The 18,126-nt window shown below is 72.9% G+C and carries 13 protein-coding genes and 1 pseudogene; 12 read left to right on the forward strand and 2 right to left on the reverse strand.

Annotated features, from left to right (window positions below; translation table 11 throughout):
• Nucleotides 1–193, reverse strand: a pseudogene (locus R7226_RS27510) (hypothetical protein); the annotation flags it as partial.
• A gap of 182 nt (nucleotides 194–375) precedes the next feature.
• Between R7226_RS27510 and R7226_RS27515 the strand changes: the two are divergent.
• The 4 genes from R7226_RS27515 to R7226_RS27530 all read left to right on the forward strand — a co-directional run bounded on the left by R7226_RS27515 (nucleotide 376) and on the right by R7226_RS27530 (nucleotide 7,073).
• Entirely contained in the window at nucleotides 376–2,040 is a 1,665-nt protein-coding gene (locus R7226_RS27515) for a dicarboxylate/amino acid:cation symporter (RefSeq protein ID WP_318600600.1), read from the forward strand.
• A complete protein-coding gene (locus R7226_RS27520; protein WP_318600601.1) occupies nucleotides 2,037–3,170 on the forward strand; it encodes a hypothetical protein in 1,134 nt (377 codons plus the stop codon). Before R7226_RS27515 ends, R7226_RS27520 begins: the two co-directional genes overlap by 4 nt.
• Nucleotides 3,171–3,242: 72 nt before the next feature.
• Nucleotides 3,243–5,699, forward strand: coding sequence for an Ig-like domain repeat protein (locus tag R7226_RS27525; RefSeq protein ID WP_318600602.1), 2,457 nt, complete (start codon nucleotides 3,243–3,245; stop codon nucleotides 5,697–5,699).
• A gap of 3 nt (nucleotides 5,700–5,702) precedes the next feature.
• The gene (locus tag R7226_RS27530) at nucleotides 5,703–7,073 is read left to right on the forward strand and encodes an aminotransferase class V-fold PLP-dependent enzyme (protein WP_318600603.1); all 1,371 of its coding nucleotides are present in this window, start codon (nucleotides 5,703–5,705) and stop codon (nucleotides 7,071–7,073) included.
• Nucleotides 7,074–7,082: 9 nt separating this feature from the next.
• Here R7226_RS27530 and R7226_RS27535 read toward each other — a convergent pair whose 3' ends face one another.
• The gene (locus R7226_RS27535; protein WP_318600604.1) at nucleotides 7,083–9,023 is read right to left on the reverse strand and encodes an MmgE/PrpD family protein; all 1,941 of its coding nucleotides are present in this window, start codon (nucleotides 9,021–9,023) and stop codon (nucleotides 7,083–7,085) included.
• 264 nt (nucleotides 9,024–9,287) lie between these two features.
• On the opposite strand from R7226_RS27535, the gene R7226_RS27540 reads away from it, so the two are divergent.
• The 8 genes from R7226_RS27540 to R7226_RS27575 all read left to right on the forward strand — a co-directional run.
• Entirely contained in the window at nucleotides 9,288–10,349 is a 1,062-nt protein-coding gene (locus R7226_RS27540; protein WP_318600605.1) for a sugar ABC transporter substrate-binding protein, read from the forward strand.
• Between the two features lie 8 nt (nucleotides 10,350–10,357).
• On the forward strand, nucleotides 10,358–11,902 hold the full coding sequence (locus R7226_RS27545; RefSeq protein WP_318600606.1) for a sugar ABC transporter ATP-binding protein: 1,545 nt from the start codon (nucleotides 10,358–10,360) through the stop codon (nucleotides 11,900–11,902).
• Nucleotides 11,899–12,993: an ABC transporter permease gene (locus tag R7226_RS27550; RefSeq protein WP_318600607.1), complete on the forward strand. Its 1,095-nt coding sequence runs from the start codon at nucleotides 11,899–11,901 to the stop codon at nucleotides 12,991–12,993. The genes R7226_RS27545 and R7226_RS27550 overlap by 4 nt, the downstream gene beginning before the upstream one ends.
• Nucleotides 12,983–14,572, forward strand: coding sequence for a GMC family oxidoreductase (locus R7226_RS27555; protein ID WP_318600608.1), 1,590 nt, complete (start codon nucleotides 12,983–12,985; stop codon nucleotides 14,570–14,572). The genes R7226_RS27550 and R7226_RS27555 overlap by 11 nt, the downstream gene beginning before the upstream one ends.
• On the forward strand, nucleotides 14,569–14,991 hold the full coding sequence (locus R7226_RS27560; RefSeq protein ID WP_318600609.1) for a hypothetical protein: 423 nt from the start codon (nucleotides 14,569–14,571) through the stop codon (nucleotides 14,989–14,991). The genes R7226_RS27555 and R7226_RS27560 overlap by 4 nt, the downstream gene beginning before the upstream one ends.
• Nucleotides 14,988–16,481, forward strand: coding sequence for an aldehyde dehydrogenase family protein (locus tag R7226_RS27565; protein ID WP_318600610.1), 1,494 nt, complete (start codon nucleotides 14,988–14,990; stop codon nucleotides 16,479–16,481). Before R7226_RS27560 ends, R7226_RS27565 begins: the two co-directional genes overlap by 4 nt.
• Before the next feature lie 12 nt (nucleotides 16,482–16,493).
• On the forward strand, nucleotides 16,494–17,894 hold the full coding sequence (locus tag R7226_RS27570) for a dihydroorotase (RefSeq protein ID WP_318600611.1): 1,401 nt from the start codon (nucleotides 16,494–16,496) through the stop codon (nucleotides 17,892–17,894).
• The coding region (locus R7226_RS27575) for a hypothetical protein (protein ID WP_318600612.1) at nucleotides 17,891–18,126 on the forward strand (236 nt) is incomplete at its 3' end. The genes R7226_RS27570 and R7226_RS27575, both read left to right, overlap by 4 nt.

The raw sequence follows: 18,126 nt of genomic DNA on the forward strand, positions 1-18,126 counted from the left end.
CCGCGACGCCGCCCGGCGCGCCGGCGCCGGCGGCCCCGGCCGCGCCATCCGGCCGCCCCGCCGCCTCCGCCCGCTCGGCCTCGGCCAGGAAGTCGAGCCGCGGCGCCGCCACGCGCGTTCCGCAGCTGAGGCAGTAGCGCTGGTCGGGCGCCAGCGAGGCGCCGCAGGTGCGACAGGACGGGGTCTGGCTCATGGCATCACTCGTGAGTCGGGCGTCAAGAAATTCAGCTCCGCGCCGGTCGGGAGCCGGCGAGGCAGGAGACGGAGTGTGACACTTTCGCACTAGACCTGACAAACCCGATCAGTTTGGTGTAGTTTAACCGACCCCGAAGCTTCGAACAGCATCGAACAGGCACGACGGAGGACGACGGCATCATGAATCTCGACGGTCCAGGATTGGCGACACTCGGCGCGGTAGCGCTGAGCTGGGTCGTCATCTGGTACCTGCGCAAGCGTCGCCTCAACTTCAGCCTCATCGCGCTGCTGGCGCTCGCGGTCGGTATCCCGATCGGCATCGTCGCCAGAGCGCACGTCGAGACGATCCAGCCGATCGGCCAGATCTACATCAACCTCCTGCTTGCGACGGTCGCGCCGCTGATCCTGGTCGCGATCATCTCGGCGATCACGGGGCTCGGCAGCATCGCGAAGCTGCGCAGCATCGGCCTGCGCTCGGTCTTCTGGCTGCTGCTGAGCAACGCCCTCGGCGTCGCGCTCGCGCTCGGCCTGGCGCTGACGTTCCAACCGGGCAAGGACGTCAGCTACCAGCTCGGCGGGCTCTCGACCGACGCGATCCAAGGCCAGGTGCAGGACTTCAGCGAGGTGCTCGTCGGCTTCTTCCCGACGAACGTCATACAGAGCTTCAGCGCCAACCAGGTGATCCCGATCATCCTGATCGCGGTCACGGTGTCGGTCGCCTACCTCGCGATCGCCGAGAAGGAGTTCGCGCAGGTCCGCGCCTTCCGCGACGGCGCCGAGGCGCTCAAGCTCGTCATCTTCAAGGCCGTCGGCTACGTCATCCGGCTCACGCCGTACGCGGTCGTCGCGCTGACGGCCGACATGGTCGGCAGCAGCACGAACCTCGGCGAGAGCTTCAAGTCGCTCGTCGGGCTGCTGGTGCTCGTCTGGATCGCCTGCTTCGTGCATGCCTTCGTCATCAACGGGGCGATCCTGACGGCGTTCGCGAACGTCTCGCCGATCGCGTTCTTCCGCAAGATCTTCCCGGCCCAGCTGACCGCGTTCAGCACCCAGAGCAGCGTCGGCACGCTGCCGGTGACGACGGCGCGGCTGACCCGCGAGGTCGGCGTCCACTCGGAGATCGCGCACTTCACCGCGCCGCTCGGCACCACGATCGGCATGCCCGGCTGCGCCGGCATCTGGCCGATCATGGTGGCTGTCTGGGGCATCAACGCCTACGGCCTCTCCTACTCGGCCGGCGACTACGTCGTGCTTGCGCTGCTGGCCGTGATCGTCTCGGTTGGCACGGCCGGCGTGCCGGGCGCGGCGACCGTCGCGGCCGCCACCGTGCTGTCGGCGGCGAGACTGCCGCTCGAGTTCGTAGCAGCGACGATCCCGATCTCGATCATCGCCGACATGGCGCGGACGATGAACAACGTCACCGCCGCGGCCGTGAGCGCCACGGTCGTGGCGCGGCAGACGGGGCTGCTCGACGACGACATCTTCGCCGGCCGCACGCAGTTCGTCGACGACGACGAGCTGGCGGAGTCGGAGACGGTGGAGGAGGCCGAGGCGGTGCGCAACCGCATCCCCGTCGGCGCCTACGCCGGGGCCTACGCCGCGCTCCCGGCCGCGGGGTGGCAGCAACCTCCCGGGCCGCCGCCGCCCGGGACCCCGCACCAGCAGCCGGCCCCCGCCTTGACCTGGCCGCGCTCGGTCCCGTACGAGGGCGCGCCCGATCCGACGTGGCAGCCGCCGCCCAGCCCGGCGCAGCACCACCCGCGGGTCTACTGGGGGACGGAGGAGCTGGCCGCCCCCGCGCACGGAACTTCCCAGAACGGAATCGACAGGAGAAACGGACAGTGAAGCCTTCCAACCGCTGGACGCGCGCGGCCGGCGTTCCCCTCGGCGGCGCCGTGCTGAGCGTCGCCCTCTTCGGGGCGGCACCCGCCGCGCATGCCGCGGTCACGAACCCGGCCAACAACCCCGCTCCGATCACGGTCACGATCGGCGGCCAGGAGTACCACGACGGGGAGGACACGCTGCCCGGGTACGACGACGTCGCCTGCACGCCGATCCCCAACATTCAGTACGACTTCGCGCAGAACAAGATCAAGTACTACGACGACGACGGCAACCTGATCTCCAAGGCCGACTGGACCGAGTGGGATCGGATCAGCTCGTACAGAACCTGGCTCGATCAGCAGAACCCCGGGTCGAGAACCCCCGGCACGGAGACGCCGAGAACGTCGGATCCGACACCGTCGAGCCCCACGCCGTCGAGTCCCACGCCGTCGAGCCCGACGCCGTCGAGTCCCACGCCGTCGAGCCCGACGCCGTCAAGCCCGACGCCGTCGAGCCCCACCCCGACGAACACCGGTACGAAGACCTCGTCCAGATCGGGCACGAAGACCTCGGGCTCCGGCACGAAGACGAGCTCGAGAACCGGCACGAAGACGACGTCGAGATCGGGCACGAAGACCTCGGGCTCCGGCACGAAGACCTCTTCGAGATCGGGCACCAAGACCTCCGGTTCCGGCACGAAGACGACGAGAACGACGACCGGCGGCAGCTCCTCGCAGACCACGACGACGGGCACCTCGAGCCCGGCAGCCGCGGGCAACGCCAGCTCGGGCGCTTCGACGGCGAAGGGCGCCGACTCCAACGACGACGCCGCGACCGGTGCGCCCGCGGGCGGCGCCGGCAATGACGGCGGCGGCAACGACGGCGCCGGGGCGGGCGCCGCTGCCGGAGCGGCCGCGTCGACCGCCGGCGGCGAGACGCCGACGCCCGCCTCCGCTGACGGCTCCGGGACCCAGAACCCGGAGGCGGCGGCCGACTACGAGCTGGCGAGCTCGCCCGCGGACGTCGGCGACACGCGCGCGGCCGGCGCGGTGATCCTGGCGGCGCTCGCCGGCCTGGCGGGCCTCGCCTTCCTGCTCGGCTTCGGCAAGCGCTCGATCCTCGGCCGGCGCGGAGCCGGCACGCCCACCTGACCACCGCCTGACCTCGTCCCCGCGAAGTCCCCGGCTCCCACCCACCACACACCAAGAGACGAGAGAAAGCCAGTGAAGCTCTCCAGACGCTGGACGCGATCGGCTGCCGTGCTGGCAGCGATCGCTCCCCTCGCGGTCGCCGCGACGAACGCGAGCGCGGCGCCGCTGCGCACCGCGGACACCACCAGATACACCTCCGCGCTCTACCTGCAGGACGTGCTCGGCCTGCCGAGCAGCGAGACCGACCCGGCGATCGAGTCGGTCACGTACGACCACCTGCATTGGCTGCTGCAGCAGTCGGGCAACTACCCCGTCCTGATCGGCGACCCGGCCACCGACGGCAGCTTCGCGGCCCGCGCGCGGGACGTCGAGGCGGCCGCTGACGCCGCCAACGTCCAGCGGGTCTACTGGTTCAACCCGAACCTCTCGGGCAACGCCAAGGTCGGCAACGTCACGCAGCCGAACCTCGACATCCGCAACCCCGCCGGCATCACGTCGCTGCCCGATAGATCGCAGACGACGTATGGCGACGCGTGGCGCCACCTCGTCGCTAGACACCTCGGCAACGGCGTGACCTCGACCGTCACCAGCAACGGCGGCGTCGTCAGCGCCGACACGACGAAGATCACCACCGCGACGAGAACGACCACCGTCAACGACGCCGGCGCCACCGCCGGCCAGAGCACGGAGGTCGGCAACAGCAACGGCGGCGCGCTCTACGACTACTCGGCGATCGACCAGCCCGCGGACGTCACGGAGAGCTACTTCTTCGTCTACAACAAGGACCGGACCACGGGCGGTCAGGCGTCGAAGATCGCCTCCTGGGTCGACCTGACCGACAAGGCCGACTCGGCCGGGGCGCGCGCCGACGTCACGACTGCGATCAACACCGTGGGCGCCGGCAACCTCGCCGCGTCCGACCAGTTCGCCTGGTGGAAGTCGGCCGCGAACGCGCGGCAGAGACTCGCGTCCAGAAACACTTATCAGGGCGTCGACGTCCCCGTCCTCACCGACGCCGACGACGCCGACGACTGGCGGATCGAGCAGGTCACATACCCGGAGCTCGTCCACCTGCTGGAGCACGACAAGACCGTGGGCAAGGAGACGATCGTCTTCTTCGGCGGCACGTGGTGCACCAACACCCGGCCGGTCCTCCCCGCGATCAACAAGTACGCGCAGCAGAACGACGTCCGTGTCTTCAACTTCGACACCGTGCTCGACGGCGCGACGGTCGGCGGCGGAGCAACGAGCTCGGCGAACCCGCTCCAGTCGCGCAACACCGCCGTGGGCGGCGGGGTGACGAACGCCAACGCCAGCTTCATCTACGGCGAGCTGTTCGACCACTACCTCGGCAACGCGGTCACGGAGTACGGGGCAGGCAACCCGGTGACGTACTACCGCGAGGGCAGAACGACCAACCAGCTGGTCACGACGAAGAAGCTCCAGGTGCCCTACCTGATCGGCTACAAGGGCAGCGTCGCCGACGGCCCGCATGGCGGCGTCACGCGGCAGTGGATCTCCAGCACCGGGACGTCCACGTACAGAGAGTTCATGTCGAACTGGTGGTACGTCAATCCGCAGGCCGGTCAGCTCGGCCTCTCGAACGTGTCGCTCCCGGCCAACGCACCGGTCTGGTCGAGAATCAACGGCCACTTGGCGACGTTCTCGTGGCAGACCGACGTGGCGACGGTGATCCCGAACTCGGCGATCGACACCGACGACGCGGAGTACCTCGTCGACGGCGACAAGGCAGAGGTGGAGTACATCGCCGCCAGCGGCGGCAGACCCTCCTCCGTGGACGTCGACGGCAGCACCGCTGTCGACGCTGTCGACATCAGCCCGGCGGCACTGTCGGACGCACTGGCGACCCTTGGCGGGGCGGCGCCGGCCAACCTCGCCGCGGCGCGGACAGCGTTCATCGCCGCGTACGAGGCCACCCCGAGAGACGACTCGCTCGTCAGAGCCCTGACGACGGTCGTGGGCGCCTGGAGCATCGCGCAGGACCGTAAGACCACCGTCACCGACACCTGGAGCCGAGTCGCCTTCGGTCAGAAGGCCGTCCGCGCGGCGGAGGTCTTCTTCGCCGAGCTGCCGACGTACGTCCCGGACACTCAGAGAGAGGATCCGAGAAGAGAGGACCCGCCGGTCGTCGTGCCGCCGGTCGTGGTGCCGCCGGTCGTCGTTCCGCCGGTCGTGAGACCGCCGGTCGACACGAAGCCGATCGTCAGAAGAGTCAAGGCCAGAAAGCTCGCGGGCGGCGTCGCGAAGGCCCCGACGCGCAAGAAGGGCGGCACCTACAAGGTGACGATCACCTCGCCGAAGGGCGGCGCGAAGGCCACCGGCAGAATCAAGCTCACGCTCAAGAAGGGCAAGCTCACCAAGACGATCAGCGGCAGACTGTCGCGCGGCACGGTGACGCTGAAGGTGCCGAAGCTGGCACGCGGCACCTGGAAGGTCACGATCACGTGGTCGGGTGACGCGCGCTACGCGGCCGCCAAGACCACCGGGGCCTCGATCAAGGTCAAGTAGTACATGCCCGCACCGCAGATGCATGCACATGCCGACGAGCGCCTGCTGGCGCTCGTCGGCGGCGACCTCGACGTGCCGCTCGTCGGGGGCGAATGGGTCCGCTACGCGAACTTCGACGTCGCTGCGAGTGCTCCGGCGCTGAGGCAGGTCGCCGACATCGTGGCGGAGCTGCTGCCGTACTACGGCAGCGTGCATCGCGGTGCGGGCTTCGCTTCGCTCGTCAGCACCGAGGCGTACACGCGCGCGCGAGAGATCACGCGCGAGTTCGTCGGAGCGCGCGAGGACGACCTGGTCGTCTTCACGCGCAACACGACCGACGCGCTCAACCTGCTGGCGGCGGCGCTGCCGGCAGACACGACGGTGCTGACGTTCGTCGGCGAGCACCACGCGAACCTGCTGCCGTGGCGGCGCGGCGACGTGCGCCACCTGCCGGTTCCGGCGAGCCCCGCCGACGCGCTCGAGGCGCTCGAGGCAGAGCTGCGCGCGCTCGGCGGACGCAACGCGCTCGTCTCGGTGACGGGCGCCTCGAACGTGACGGGCGAGGTCTGGCCGATCGAGGAGATCGCCCGTGTCGCGCACCGCCACGGAGCGCGGGTCGCGCTCGACGCGGCCCAGCTGGCGGCTCACCGCCCGATCGACATCGCCGCCTGGGAGGTCGACTACGTCGCCTTCTCCGGCCACAAGGTCTACGCGCCGTACGGTGCCGGCGTCCTCGTCGGACGCGCGGACTGGCTCGACGTGGCGCGCCCGTACCTCGCGGGCGGCGGCGCGGTGCGCGCCGTCACCGCGGACGGCGTCGAATGGACGACCGGTTCGGCCCGCCACGAGGCCGGCACCCCGGCGGCGCTCGGCGCGGTCGCGATCGCCGCCGCGGTCGGCGCGCTGGGCGAGACCGGCTGGGAGCGCATCCAGACCCACGAGCAGGAGCTGCTCGAGCGGCTGCTCACCGGCCTCGATGCGATCGCCGGCGTGCGCACCCACGAGCTTTGGGAGCGCGGCCACGACCGCGTCGGCGTCGTGAGCTTCAACGTCGCCGACGTCGATCCCGCGCTGCTCGCGGCGGCGCTCTCAGCCGAGCACGGCATCGGCGTGCGTGACGGCTCCTTCTGCGCGCACCCGCTGATGGAGCACTTCGCCGCCCGCGACGACGGCTGCCGGCACGCTGTCCGCGCCAGCATCGGCGTCGGCACCAGCGCGGAGGACGTCGACCGCCTGCTCAGCGCGGTCGAGCAGATCGCCCGCCACGGTGCGAGGTGGAGCTACACCGAGCGCAGCGGCTACGTCGTGCCGGATCCGGACCCGCGTCCTCGCCCCTCGCTCGGAGGGCTGCTCAGCGGACCGGTCGCCGTGCAGGCATCGGCCTGTCGCGGATAGGTCGGCTGCTCAGCGGCCGCCGCTCCGCGGCCTGATCGGTCGCGCGTACGGCGCCTCGGCGCCGGGCGTCGGAACGTGCGCGACGACGTCGACGCCGGTCGCGCGCAGCGCCCGCTGCTGCGTCGCGGCTGCCGGCGAGAGCGTGAAGCCGACCCGTGCGGAGGCTTCTCTGGGCGCCGCGTAGGCGATCCGCCGGATGCCGACGAGGACCGACAGCGCGTGGCACATCGGGCACGGTTCGGCGCTCGTCACGAGCGTCGCGCCGGCCAGGTCCTCGCTGCCGATCGCGGCGCAGGCGGCGCGGATCGCGTTGACCTCCGCGTGCGCGGCCGGGTCGCCGTCGCGCAGCGCGCTGTTGGCGCCGCGGCCGATCACGGTGCCGTCGCGCACGACGAGCGCGGCGAACGGCCGCTGGCCGGCGGCGGCGTTGTCGCTCGCGGCGCGCACGGCCTCCAGCAGCAGCGCACGCTCGGCCGCGGTGGAGGGGTCGCCGGCAGGGGCGCCGGCGTCGGGCGAGGGGGCCGCTGCCGGCGTGGTGGCGTCAGGAGCGGCGGCCTCGGGCGCGGGGGCTGCGCCGATGTCCGCGCGCAGCAGGTCGTGCGCGTCAGCGAGGTCGTCGAGCGCGAGCAGGCGCTCGTACAGCGCGGCGCTGCCGCCGGCCGCGCGGAACTTCGCGCGGATCGCCGGCACCGCGACCGGGCGCGCGGCGCTGCCGGGGATCTCCAGGACCTCGTGCGTCCGCTCGCTGCCGTCGCGCAGTCGCACGACGACGCGGGCGGGCATCGCGTGGGCGCCGGTCGGCAGCGCGGGGTCGACCTCGACGGTGACGCGCCCGGCGAGCCGCGCGACGGCCGCGTCGTGGACGAACGCGGGCGGGTCCGAGCGGCCGTGAGACAGGGCAGCGGCGACGGCGTACTGGAGTGAGAACTTCGTCGAAAGCTCGTTCGCCCGCGCCTGGCGGTCGACCTTGTCGGCGACCTCGGGCACGGTCGCGACGCGCACCGCCTCGATCTGGGCAGCGCCGCCGCGCGGCAGTTGCGGCACGAGCGCCAGCGCCGCCTCGATCGCCGTGTGGCAGGTGAGGCAGGCGGCATGCTGCTTGACGGTGCTGCCGAGCAGGCGCGGGCGCGGCAGCCGCGCCGGGGCCGGGCGGTGGCCGGCGCGCTCGCCGCCGAGCAGCGTTCCGAACAGCGTCTCGACGGCACCGGCCGAGCCGTTCATGCCGGCCTCGGCGAGCGTCGTCGCGCGCACCGCCGCGGCCGCCGCCGCGCCGGCGAAGGCATGGCGCGCGGTGGCGCCCTCGAAGCAGGCGTCCCAGGTCGTCGCGACCGGCAGCGAACCGGCGATGCGGGCGGCCGGCAGCGGGTCGCGGCCGAGCGCGACGGCGACGCCGGCGGCCGCACCGACCCCGGCCAGGCCGGCGTGAGGGTGAAGCGGGTAGACGGCCGGCAGCAGCTCGGCCAGCGCGGCGGTCGTCTCGTAGCCGGCGAGGAAGCCGTCGAGCAGGCGCGCGCCAGGCAGCCGGCGCGCCTGGGCGACGGCCAGCACCGCTGCGAGCACGTGCGCCGCCGCGTGGACGCCGGCGGCGGCCGCCTCGTCGAGCTCCAGCCAGGTGGCCGCGGTGCCGTAGGCGAAGGCGGCCGCTTCGGCGTCGACGCGCGGCGCGTCGGCGAGGGTTGCGGCGGACGCGGTGGCGGTCGCCGTGGCGGAGGCCGCCGTGGCGGGCGCGGCGGCACGCGCGGCGCTCCGCAACAGCGCCGCGCCGTCCGCGCGCCCGTGCTGTTCCGCCAGCGCTCGTTCGAGCGCGGCGTACCGCGGCTCACGCGCGCCCGCGACCATCGCGCCGACGGTGTCGGCGAGCAGCAGCGCGGCGCGCGCCCGCACGGGCGCCGGCGCCTCCCGCCACGCGATGGCGCAGCAGTCGGCGACCGTCGTCTCCCACACGTGCATTCGTCGAGCCTCCTGGGTATCCGGAACGTGCCGCGAGCACGCCCGCGTCTGCGCGGGCATGTGCGCGGGCGTGCTTCACCGTGACACTGTATACCGTGGTATGCGGTTGAACACAAAGTTCTTGACAGCTTTGTATCCAGCGGTATACAGTGCTCGCACCCCGGCAGCACAGGGGTGAGGAGAGACCCCCGTTAACAGACTCGCCGAGGGTGAGTCACGGTGACAACGGCGTGGATTCACCACGCCCGGAGGTGGACTGAAGTGGTGAGAACGAGCAGCTGGCGCGGCGGCCTGGCCGTCGTCGCGAGCGTCGGCGTCGCGATCGCGCTGGGGGCGTGCGGCAGCAGCAGCGACGACGGCGGCAGCGGTGGCGGATCGGGCGGCGACACGCCGAAGGTCGGGTACTCGACGACCTCGCTGGGTGACGCCTACCGCGTCGTCCTCGCCAGACAGGTGAAGCTCGGCGGCGACGCGGCCGGGCTGGACATCCAGTCCCCGACCGACGCCAACAACGATCCCGCCAAGCAGATCACCGACGTCACGACGATGCTCGGTCAGGGCGTCGACGGGATCGAGATGATCGTGCTCGACAGCGGCGCGATCAAGCCGGCGCTCGACCGCGCCGAGGCGAAGGGCGTGCCGGTCGTGGCGATCGACCAGGGCCCGTCGTCGGGCAAGGTCGCGATGGTCGTGCGCGGCGACAACGAGCTGATGGGCAGACAGGCGTGCGAGAGCATCGGCGCCGCACTCGACGGCAGGGGCAAGGTGCTGGAGCTGCAGGGCGCGCTCGACGGCATCGGCGGCCAGGAGCGCACGAAGGGCTTCAACGACTGCATGAAGGAGCAGTTCCCCGGCATCGCCGTCGTCTCCAAGCCGACCGACTGGCTGCAGGAGAAGGCGACGACCGCGGCGCAGACCGTGCTCAGCACCGACAGAGACGTCAACGCCGTCTTCCTCGCCAGCGACGCGGCGATGCTGCCCGGCGTGCTGAAGGTGCTCGAGCGGCTCGGCCGCCTGCAGCCGGTCGGCAGCGACGGGCACATCCCGCTCGTCACGATCGACGGGACGCCGTTCGGCCTCGAGCAGGTCCGCAGAGGCTACGTCGACGCGCTCGTCTCGCAGCCGCTCGGCGGCTACGCCAGATGGGCCGCGCACTACGTCAAGGCGGCGATCGACGGCGAGGAGTTCAGAGTCGGGCCGACCGACCACGACTCCCGCATCATCGAGGAGAACGGCAACCTCTCCGACATCCTGCCGACCCCGGTGGTGACGAGAAGAGAGGTCGACGACCCCGAGTTGTGGGGCAACCAGGCCGCCGAGAGATAGGCCGCCCGATGTCCGGCATCTCGACCACGACGGCGGATCCGGGCGCGGCCCCGGATCCGCAGGGCCCGCCGGCGATCGAGGTCGCGGGCGTCAGCAAGCGCTTCGGCTCCACGTGCGCGCTCGTCGACGTCAGCTTCTCGATCCCGCGCGGCGAGGCGCGCGCGCTGCTCGGCCGCAACGGCGCCGGCAAGTCGACGCTCGTCTCGCTGCTGACGGGCCTCGACACCGCCGACGAGGGCGAGCTGCGCGTCGCCGGCGACGAGCTGCGCGGACAGGATCCGCGGATCGGCTGCGTCTTCCAGCGCTCCAGCCTGATCCCGGCGCTGACGGCGGCCGAGAACGTGCTGCTGCAGCACTACCCGCGCCGCGCCGGCGGCCCGATCGACTGGTCGGCGCTGGCGCGGACGGCACGCGAGCACCTCGACGCGTGGGGGATCGGCGGACTCGCCGACCGGCCCGTCGAGCGGCTGGAGCCGATCCAGCGCAAGGTCGTCGAGATCTGCCGCGCGCTCGTCGTCGAGCCGGCCGTCCTGATCCTCGACGAGCCGACCGCCGGCCTCGACCACACCGACGCCGAGCGGCTCTTCGCCGTGCTCGACGAGCTGCGCGCGCGTGGCGTGACGATCGTCTACATCTCGCACCACCTCGACGAGATCTATCGCGTCTGCGACTCGGCGACGGTCCTGCGCGACGCGCGCCACGTCCTCACCAGCCCGCTCGCGGAGCTGCCGATGGACGCGCTCGTGACGGCGATGGTCGGCGACGAGCCGCCGGCCGCCGCGGCCGCGCGCGCCCGTGCCGGCGACGCGTCCGGCGAGCGGCTGCTGAGCGTCCGCGACGTGCGCGTCGGCGAGCGCGTCGGCCCGGTCTCGTTCGAGCTGCGCGCCGGCGAGTGCCTCGGCATCGCGGGGCTCGAGGGCTCCGGCAAGGCCGACTTCGCGCGCTCGCTCGCGGGGCTGCTGCCGCGGGCCGGCGAGGTGACCGTGCGCGGTCGCGCGGTCGCGCAGGGAAGCGTCCCCGCGGCGCTGGACGCCGGTATCGGCTTCGTGCCCGAGGACCGCCACGTCGACGGCCTCGTGCCGCAGCTCGACGTCAGCGAGAACGCGACGATGACCGTCGCGCCGCGGCTCGCGCGCCGGCTGCTCGGCGTGCTGCCGGGCGTCAGCCGGCGCGGCGAGCGCGATCGCGTCTTCGGCGAGCTGGCGCGCCAATGGCGGATCGTCGCCGCCTCGCCGCGCCAGGAGATCTCGCAGCTGAGCGGCGGCAACCAGCAGAAGTGCGTGATGGCGCGGGCGCTCGCGACCGGCCCCGACCTGCTCGTGCTCGTCAACCCGACGGCCGGCGTCGACGTCTCGGCGAAGGGGTCGATCGTGACGACGCTCGGCGAGGTGCTCGACCGCGGCGCGGGCGTGCTCGTCGCCTCCGAGGACCCCGACGACTTCGTCCTGTGCGACCGCATCGTCGTGATGTTCAAGGGCCGCATCCACACCGAACTGACCTCAGGCTGGACCGAGGCGGACCTCGTGTCCGCGATGCAAGGAGCAGAGCTGTGACCGACACCACGACCGAGGCGTCGGCCGCGACCGCGGCACGCCTCGAACCACGTCCACGACGGCGGCCGAGCGTCAGGCTCGGGGCATTGCGCGAGCTGGCGCTGCTGCCCGTGATCGTGATCGCGCTGATCGTCGGCAGCTCGCTCGACAGCGCGTTCCTCACGACCGACAACATCCTCTCCAACGTGCTCGCCGCCTCCGCCGTGCTCGCGGTGCTGACGGCGGCCGCGTCGATGATCATCATCGGCGGCCACTTCGACCTCTCGGCGCAGTCGCTCGTCGCCTTCGCGCCGATGGTCTCGATCTGGCTCGTCGTGCCGGAGGCCGCCGGCGGCGCCGGCATCGGCCTGCCGCCCGCGGTCGGGCTGGTGGCGATGTTCGCGATCGGCGGCGCGATCGGCGCGATCAACGGCCTGCTGGTCGCGAAGCTGAGACTGAACTCCTTCATCGTCACGCTCGCGATGCTGATCCTGCTGCAGGGCGTCACGCTCGGCGTCTCCGGCGGCGAGACGCTGACGAGCCTGCCGGAGGTCTTCACCTACCTCGGGACCGCCTCCTACCTCGGGATCCCGGCCGAGGTGTGGGTCGCCGGCCTCGTCTTCCTCGCCGGCGGTCTGTTCATGCGCTACACCGTCACGGGCCGTCAGATCTACGCGATGGGCGGCAACGCCGACGCCGCCAGAGCGGCCGGCGTGCGGATCGAGCGGCTGACCTGGGGCCTGTTCGTCGCCAGCGGCATGCTCGCCGCGCTCGCCGGACTGCTGATGACCTCGCGGATCGCGTCGGTGACCGCCAGCCAGGGCTCGGACATCATGTTCACCGTCTTCGCCGCGGCTGTGATCGGCGGCATCGACCTCAACGGCGGGCGCGGCCGGATGATCGGCGCCGTCACCGGCGTCGTGCTGCTCGGCGTGATCCAGAACATCCTGCTGATCTCCGACGTGCCGTCGTTCTGGGTCAACGCGATCTACGGCGCGATCATCCTGCTGGCGCTGATGCTCGGCGCGCTCGCGCAGGGCTCGCTGCTCGGGCGGCTGCTGCGCCGCCGCGGCGGCGTCGCGGTCGCGGAGGGAGGCGCCGATGCCCGCTGAGCGCCCCGACGTGCTGATCGTCGGCGCCGGCCCCTCCGGCGCCGTCGCCGCCAAGCGCTTCCACGAGGCCGGCATGTCCGTGCTCGTGCTGGAGCAGGGCGACTGGCCCGACTACGGCCGCGCCCGCGCCGGCTTCCCCGACTTCGAGCTGATCGCGCGCAAGGAGTGGAACTGGGACCCGAACGTGCGCGCCAACGGCGGCGACTACGCCGTCGACTGCTCCGACAGCGACGTGACCGCGCTGATGTACAACGGCGTCGGCGGCAGCGCGGTCAGCTACGCCGCGCACTGGGAGCGCTTCCTGCCGTCGGACTTCCGCGTCCGCACGCTCGACGGCGTCGCCGACGACTGGCCCGTCAGCTACGCCGAGATGGAGCCGTACTACGTCGAGGTCGAGAAGCAGTTCGCCGTCTCCGGCCTCGACGGCGACACCTGCCTGCCGGAGGGCGAGGGGCCGCCGATGCCGCCGGTCCCGCTCAATGTCGTCGGGCGGATGGGGGCGAAGGCGCTCAACCAGCTCGGCTGGCACTGGTGGCCGGCGAGCAACGCGATCGCGACGACCGACTACGGCCGCCTGCACGCCTGTGTCCAGCGCGCCGCCTGCCCGTTCGGCTGCCCGACCGGCGCAAAGGCCTCGCCCGACCGCACCCACTGGCCCGACCTCGTCGCCGGCGGCGTCGAGCTGGTCACGGGCGCCAGCGTGCTGCGGATCACGACCGACGCGGCCGGCCTCGCCGACGGCGTCGAGTGGATCGACCGCGACGGCCGCGAGCACGCCCAGGCCGCCTCGACGGTCGTCGTCTGCGCCAACGGCGTCGGCACGCCGCGGCTGCTGCTCGCCTCCGGCCTCGCCAACTCCTCCGGCCTCGTCGGGCGGCGGCTGATGATGCACCCGTTCGCCAACGCGATCGGGATCTTCGACGAGGACCTGGAGAGCTGGCGCGGGCCGATGGGCCAGTACCTGCACTCGCTGCAGTTCTACGAGACCGACCGCGCGCGCGGCTTCGTGCGCGGCGCGAAGTGGAACCTGATGCCGAGCGGCGCGCCGCTGTCGATGGTGCTGCCGGGGCTGTGGGGCGACGAGCTGGTGTGGGGCGCCGAGTTCCACGAGCAGCTGCGCGCACGGCTCGGCCGCTCGCTGATCTGGAGCGTGATCTGCGAGGACCTGCCCGATCCCAGCAACCGCGTCACGCTCGGCGGCGCCTCCGGGCCCGGCGGCATGCCGGGCGCCGCGCTGCACTACAGAACGTCGGAGAACTCGGAGCGGATGATGGCCTTCCACCTCGACCGCCTCTCCGAGGTGCTCGACGTGATGGGCGCGAAGGAGAAGAAGCTGTCGTCCGGGATCAGGGACTCCGGCTGGCACCTGATGGGCACCGCCTGCATGGGCGAGGACCCGGCCAGCTCGGTCGTCGACCGAGACGGGCGCGCGCACGACGTGCCGAACCTGTTCGTCTACGACGCGAGCGTCTTCCCGACCTCGGCCGGCGTCAACCCGACCGCGACCGTCGCCGCCAACGCGCTGCGCTGCGCCGACGCGCTCGTGCGCGACCGCAACCGTCAGCCGGTGCCGGCATGAGCGCGCTGACGCCGCAGCTGCGCGAGCTGCTGACCGCGCTCGCGACGTCGATGATCCCCGGCGGCCTCGGCATGCCCTCAGCGCGCGACGCCGACGTCGGCGGCAGGCTGCTCGACGCCGTCCTGGTCGCGCGGCCTGATCTGGAGGCGCCGCTGATCGCGCTGCTGGAGCCGCTGGCCGCGCTCGGCGACCCGGCCGAGGCGGAGCGGCGGCTGCGCGCCGACCGTCCCGCGGTCGAGCTGTTCGCGCTCGTCGCGATCGGCGGCTACATGATGCACCCGGCGGTCGGCGGCGCCCTCTCCTACCCCGGCCAGCAGCCCAAGCCCGTCAACCCGTTCGACATCAACGACGTGGTCGACGACGGCCTGCTCGATCCCGTGATCGAGCGCGGCCCGATCTATCGCGAGGTTCCCGCATGAGCACCACGACACCGCAGCTGCGCACCTACGACCACTTCGTCGACGGCGGCGCGCTCGCCTCCGACGCCGAGCGCCTGCAACGCCACGACCCCGCCAGCGGCCGGCTCGTCGCCGAGTACGCGCACGCGAGCGAGCACGACGTCGACCGCGCCGTCACGGCGGCGCGACGCGCCTTCGACGACGGCCGCTGGTCGCGCCTGCCGGGCGCCGAGCGGGCGCGCGTGCTGCGGCGCTTCGCGGCGTTGATCGACGGCGCGCGCGACCTGCTCGCCGCGCTCGACTCCGAGGAGGTCGGCAAGCCGCTGCGGCTCGCCGAGGGCGACATCGCCGGCGCGATCGGCCACGTCGAGTACGCGGCGTCGCTGGCGCACACCGATCACGGCGACTCGTGGACGCAGCTGGAACGCGGCTTCGTCGCCTACGCGACGCAGGTGCCGCTCGGCGTCGCCGCGCTGATCGTGCCGTGGAACTTCCCCGCCGGGACGCTGCTGCAGAAGCTGCCGTACGCGCTCGCGGCCGGCTGCACCGCCGTCGTGAAGCCGTCGGAGTTCACCTCCAGCAGCGCGCTGGAGATCGCGCGGCTGGCGGCCGAGGCGGGGATCCCCGACGGCGTCGTCAACGTCGTCACCGGCCTCGGTCCGAGCACCGGCGCGGCGCTCGTCGCGCACCCCGGCGTCGACGTGATCTCGTTCACCGGGTCGACCGCGACCGGCCGTGCCGTCGCGGCGGAGGCCGGGCGCGGGCTCAAGCGCGTCGGGCTGGAGCTGGGCGGCAAGGCGGCCAACGTCGTCTTCGCCGACGCCGACTTCGAGGCGGCCGCCGACGCCGCCGTCTTCGGCGCCTTCTTCAACCAGGGCGAGTGCTGCGTCGCCGGCTCGCGCCTGCTCGTCGAGCACGCGATCGCCGACGAGTTCATCGGCACCGTCGTCGACCGCGCGCGCTCGCTCGTCGTCGGCGACCCGCGCGACCCGCGCACCGACGTCGGGCCGCTGATCCATCAGCGCCACCGCGACCGCGTCGAGTCGTTCATCGCCTCCGGTCGCGAGCAGGGCGCGACGCTGCTGTGCGGCGGCGAACGCCCCGACGACGCGGCGCTGGCCGACGGCGCCTTCGTCGCGCCGACGATCTTCGGCGGCGTCGCACCGGCGCAGCGGATCTTCGCCGAGGAGATCTTCGGCCCGGTCCTCGCCGTCACGACCTTCGCGACGCTGGAGGAGGCGGCGCAGCTCGCGAACGCGACCAGCTACGGGCTCTCCAGCTCGGTCTGGAGCGAGAGCGTCGACACGGTCAACCGGATCGCCGACGAGCTGCGCTCGGGGACGGTCTGGGTCAACACCGTGATCGACGGCAACCCCGCGCTCGCGTTCGGCGGGACGAAGGCGAGCGGTGTCGGCCGCGAGGCGGGCTTCGAGGGCCTGCGCGAGTACACCGAGAGCAAGACGGTCCAGATCCGGAGCGGACGGCGCACGCTGCCGCTGCCGCGGCGCTAAGGAGGGCGACGCATGCGTTTGCACATCACGGGCGGGACGCTCGTCACCGGGGCCGGCGCCGCGCCGGCCGACCTGCTCTGCGAGGACGGCCGCATCGCCGCGCTGCTGGAGCCCGGCCAGGCGGTCGCCGCCGACGAGCGGCTCGACGCCTCCGGGCTGCTGGTCTTCCCAGGCTTCATCGATCCGCACGTCCACTCGCGCGATCCTGGGATCACCGAGAAGGAGACGTTCGCGAACTCGACCGCGGGCGCGCTCGCGGGCGGGCTGACGACGATCTTCGAGATGCCCAACGCGGTCCCGCCGGTGACCGACGCGGCGCTGTTCGAGCGGCGCGCCCGCGAGCACGGCGCGGTCGCCTCGGTCGACTTCGGGCTGTGGGGCCAGGCGCTCGGCGAGGAGAACCTCGACGACCTCGGCGGGATCGTCGAAGCCGGCGCCGTCGGGATCAAGCTGTTCTGGGGCTACGCGCTCGACCGCGCGACCAAGCGGCTCGTCTACACCTACGCCGACGCCTCGCCCGACGAGGTGATCCAGCCGCCCAAGGTCGGCGGCGTCTACGCCATCGTGCAGCGCGTCGCCGCCGCCGGCGGGCTCTTCTCCGCCCACTGCGAGGAGCGCGGCGTGCTCGCCGCCGCGGAGGCGACGCTGCCGCACGGGATCGTCTCCTACGCCGACCTGCTGACGGCGCGGCCGGCGATCGCCGAGGTCGCTGCCGTCACCGCCGCCGGCGAGTTCTCGCTCGACAGCGGCTGCCGCTTCCACGTCGTGCACGTCTCCGCGCGCCGCACGGTCGCGGCGATCGCGGCGCTGCAGGCGGCCGGCGCGAAGATCACCGCCGAGGCCTGCGCCCACTACCTCGTGCTGACCGACGCCGACGTCGAGCGCGTCGGGCCGGCGATGAAGGTCTATCCGCCGATCCGCACGGCCGACGACCAGGCGGCGCTGTGGGACGGGCTCGCCGACGGCACGCTCGGCACGATCGCCTCCGACCACGCCCCGCACGCGCCGGCGGAGAAGGCGAAGCCGCTCGCCGAGCAGCCGGCCGGCATCCACGGCGTCGAGACGCTCGTGCCGCTCGTGCTCGACGCGATGCACCGCGGGCGGCTGCGCCCCGAGCAGGTCGCGCGGCTGCTGTCGGAGCAGACCGCGGCGACCTTCCGCGTCGACCATCGCAAGGGGCGCGTGCGCGTCGGCAACGACGCCGACTTCACGCTCGTCGACCCGGCGCGGCCGTGGACGATCGAGCAGACGAAGCTCCACACGCTGCATCCGACGTCGATCTTCGACGGTTTCAGCGGCCACGGAGCGGCGGTCGCCTCGGTCATCCGCGGCGAGCTGGCGATGCGCGACGGCGAGCCGGTCGGCGCGCCGCGCGGCGCGCTCGTGCGGGCGCTGCCCGAGGAACGCGGATGACGGCGCTCGCGCACGCGACGCTCGACGAGCTGGTCGCGACGGTGGTCGCGCCGGGCGCCGGCGAGCTGCCGGCCGAGACGCTCGCGCTCGGCGGCGAGCTGATCGCCGACACGATCGCCGCGATCGCGGCCGGCGCCCGCGCGCCCGAGCACGTCGCGCTCGTGCGCGCCCGCGCCGAGCTGGTGGACGGCGTGAGCCGCGCCGCCGCCGGCAGCGCTCGCGCCGGCACCCG

The sequence above is a fragment of the Conexibacter stalactiti genome (assembly GCF_033542075.1).
Taxonomy (GTDB): Bacteria; Actinomycetota; Thermoleophilia; order Solirubrobacterales; family Solirubrobacteraceae; genus Conexibacter; species Conexibacter stalactiti.

Coding starts and splice junctions, on each gene's coding strand:
- R7226_RS27535 (WP_318600604.1), bottom strand. CDS start 9,023: ATGCACGTGTGGGAGACGACGGTCGCCGACTGCTGCGCCATCGCGTGG.
- R7226_RS27570 (WP_318600611.1), top strand. CDS start 16,494: ATGCGTTTGCACATCACGGGCGGGACGCTCGTCACCGGGGCCGGCGCC.
- R7226_RS27545 (WP_318600606.1), top strand. CDS start 10,358: ATGTCCGGCATCTCGACCACGACGGCGGATCCGGGCGCGGCCCCGGAT.
- R7226_RS27565 (WP_318600610.1), top strand. CDS start 14,988: ATGAGCACCACGACACCGCAGCTGCGCACCTACGACCACTTCGTCGAC.
- R7226_RS27530 (WP_318600603.1), top strand. CDS start 5,703: ATGCCCGCACCGCAGATGCATGCACATGCCGACGAGCGCCTGCTGGCG.
- R7226_RS27555 (WP_318600608.1), top strand. CDS start 12,983: ATGCCCGCTGAGCGCCCCGACGTGCTGATCGTCGGCGCCGGCCCCTCC.
- R7226_RS27560 (WP_318600609.1), top strand. CDS start 14,569: ATGAGCGCGCTGACGCCGCAGCTGCGCGAGCTGCTGACCGCGCTCGCG.
- R7226_RS27515 (WP_318600600.1), top strand. CDS start 376: ATGAATCTCGACGGTCCAGGATTGGCGACACTCGGCGCGGTAGCGCTG.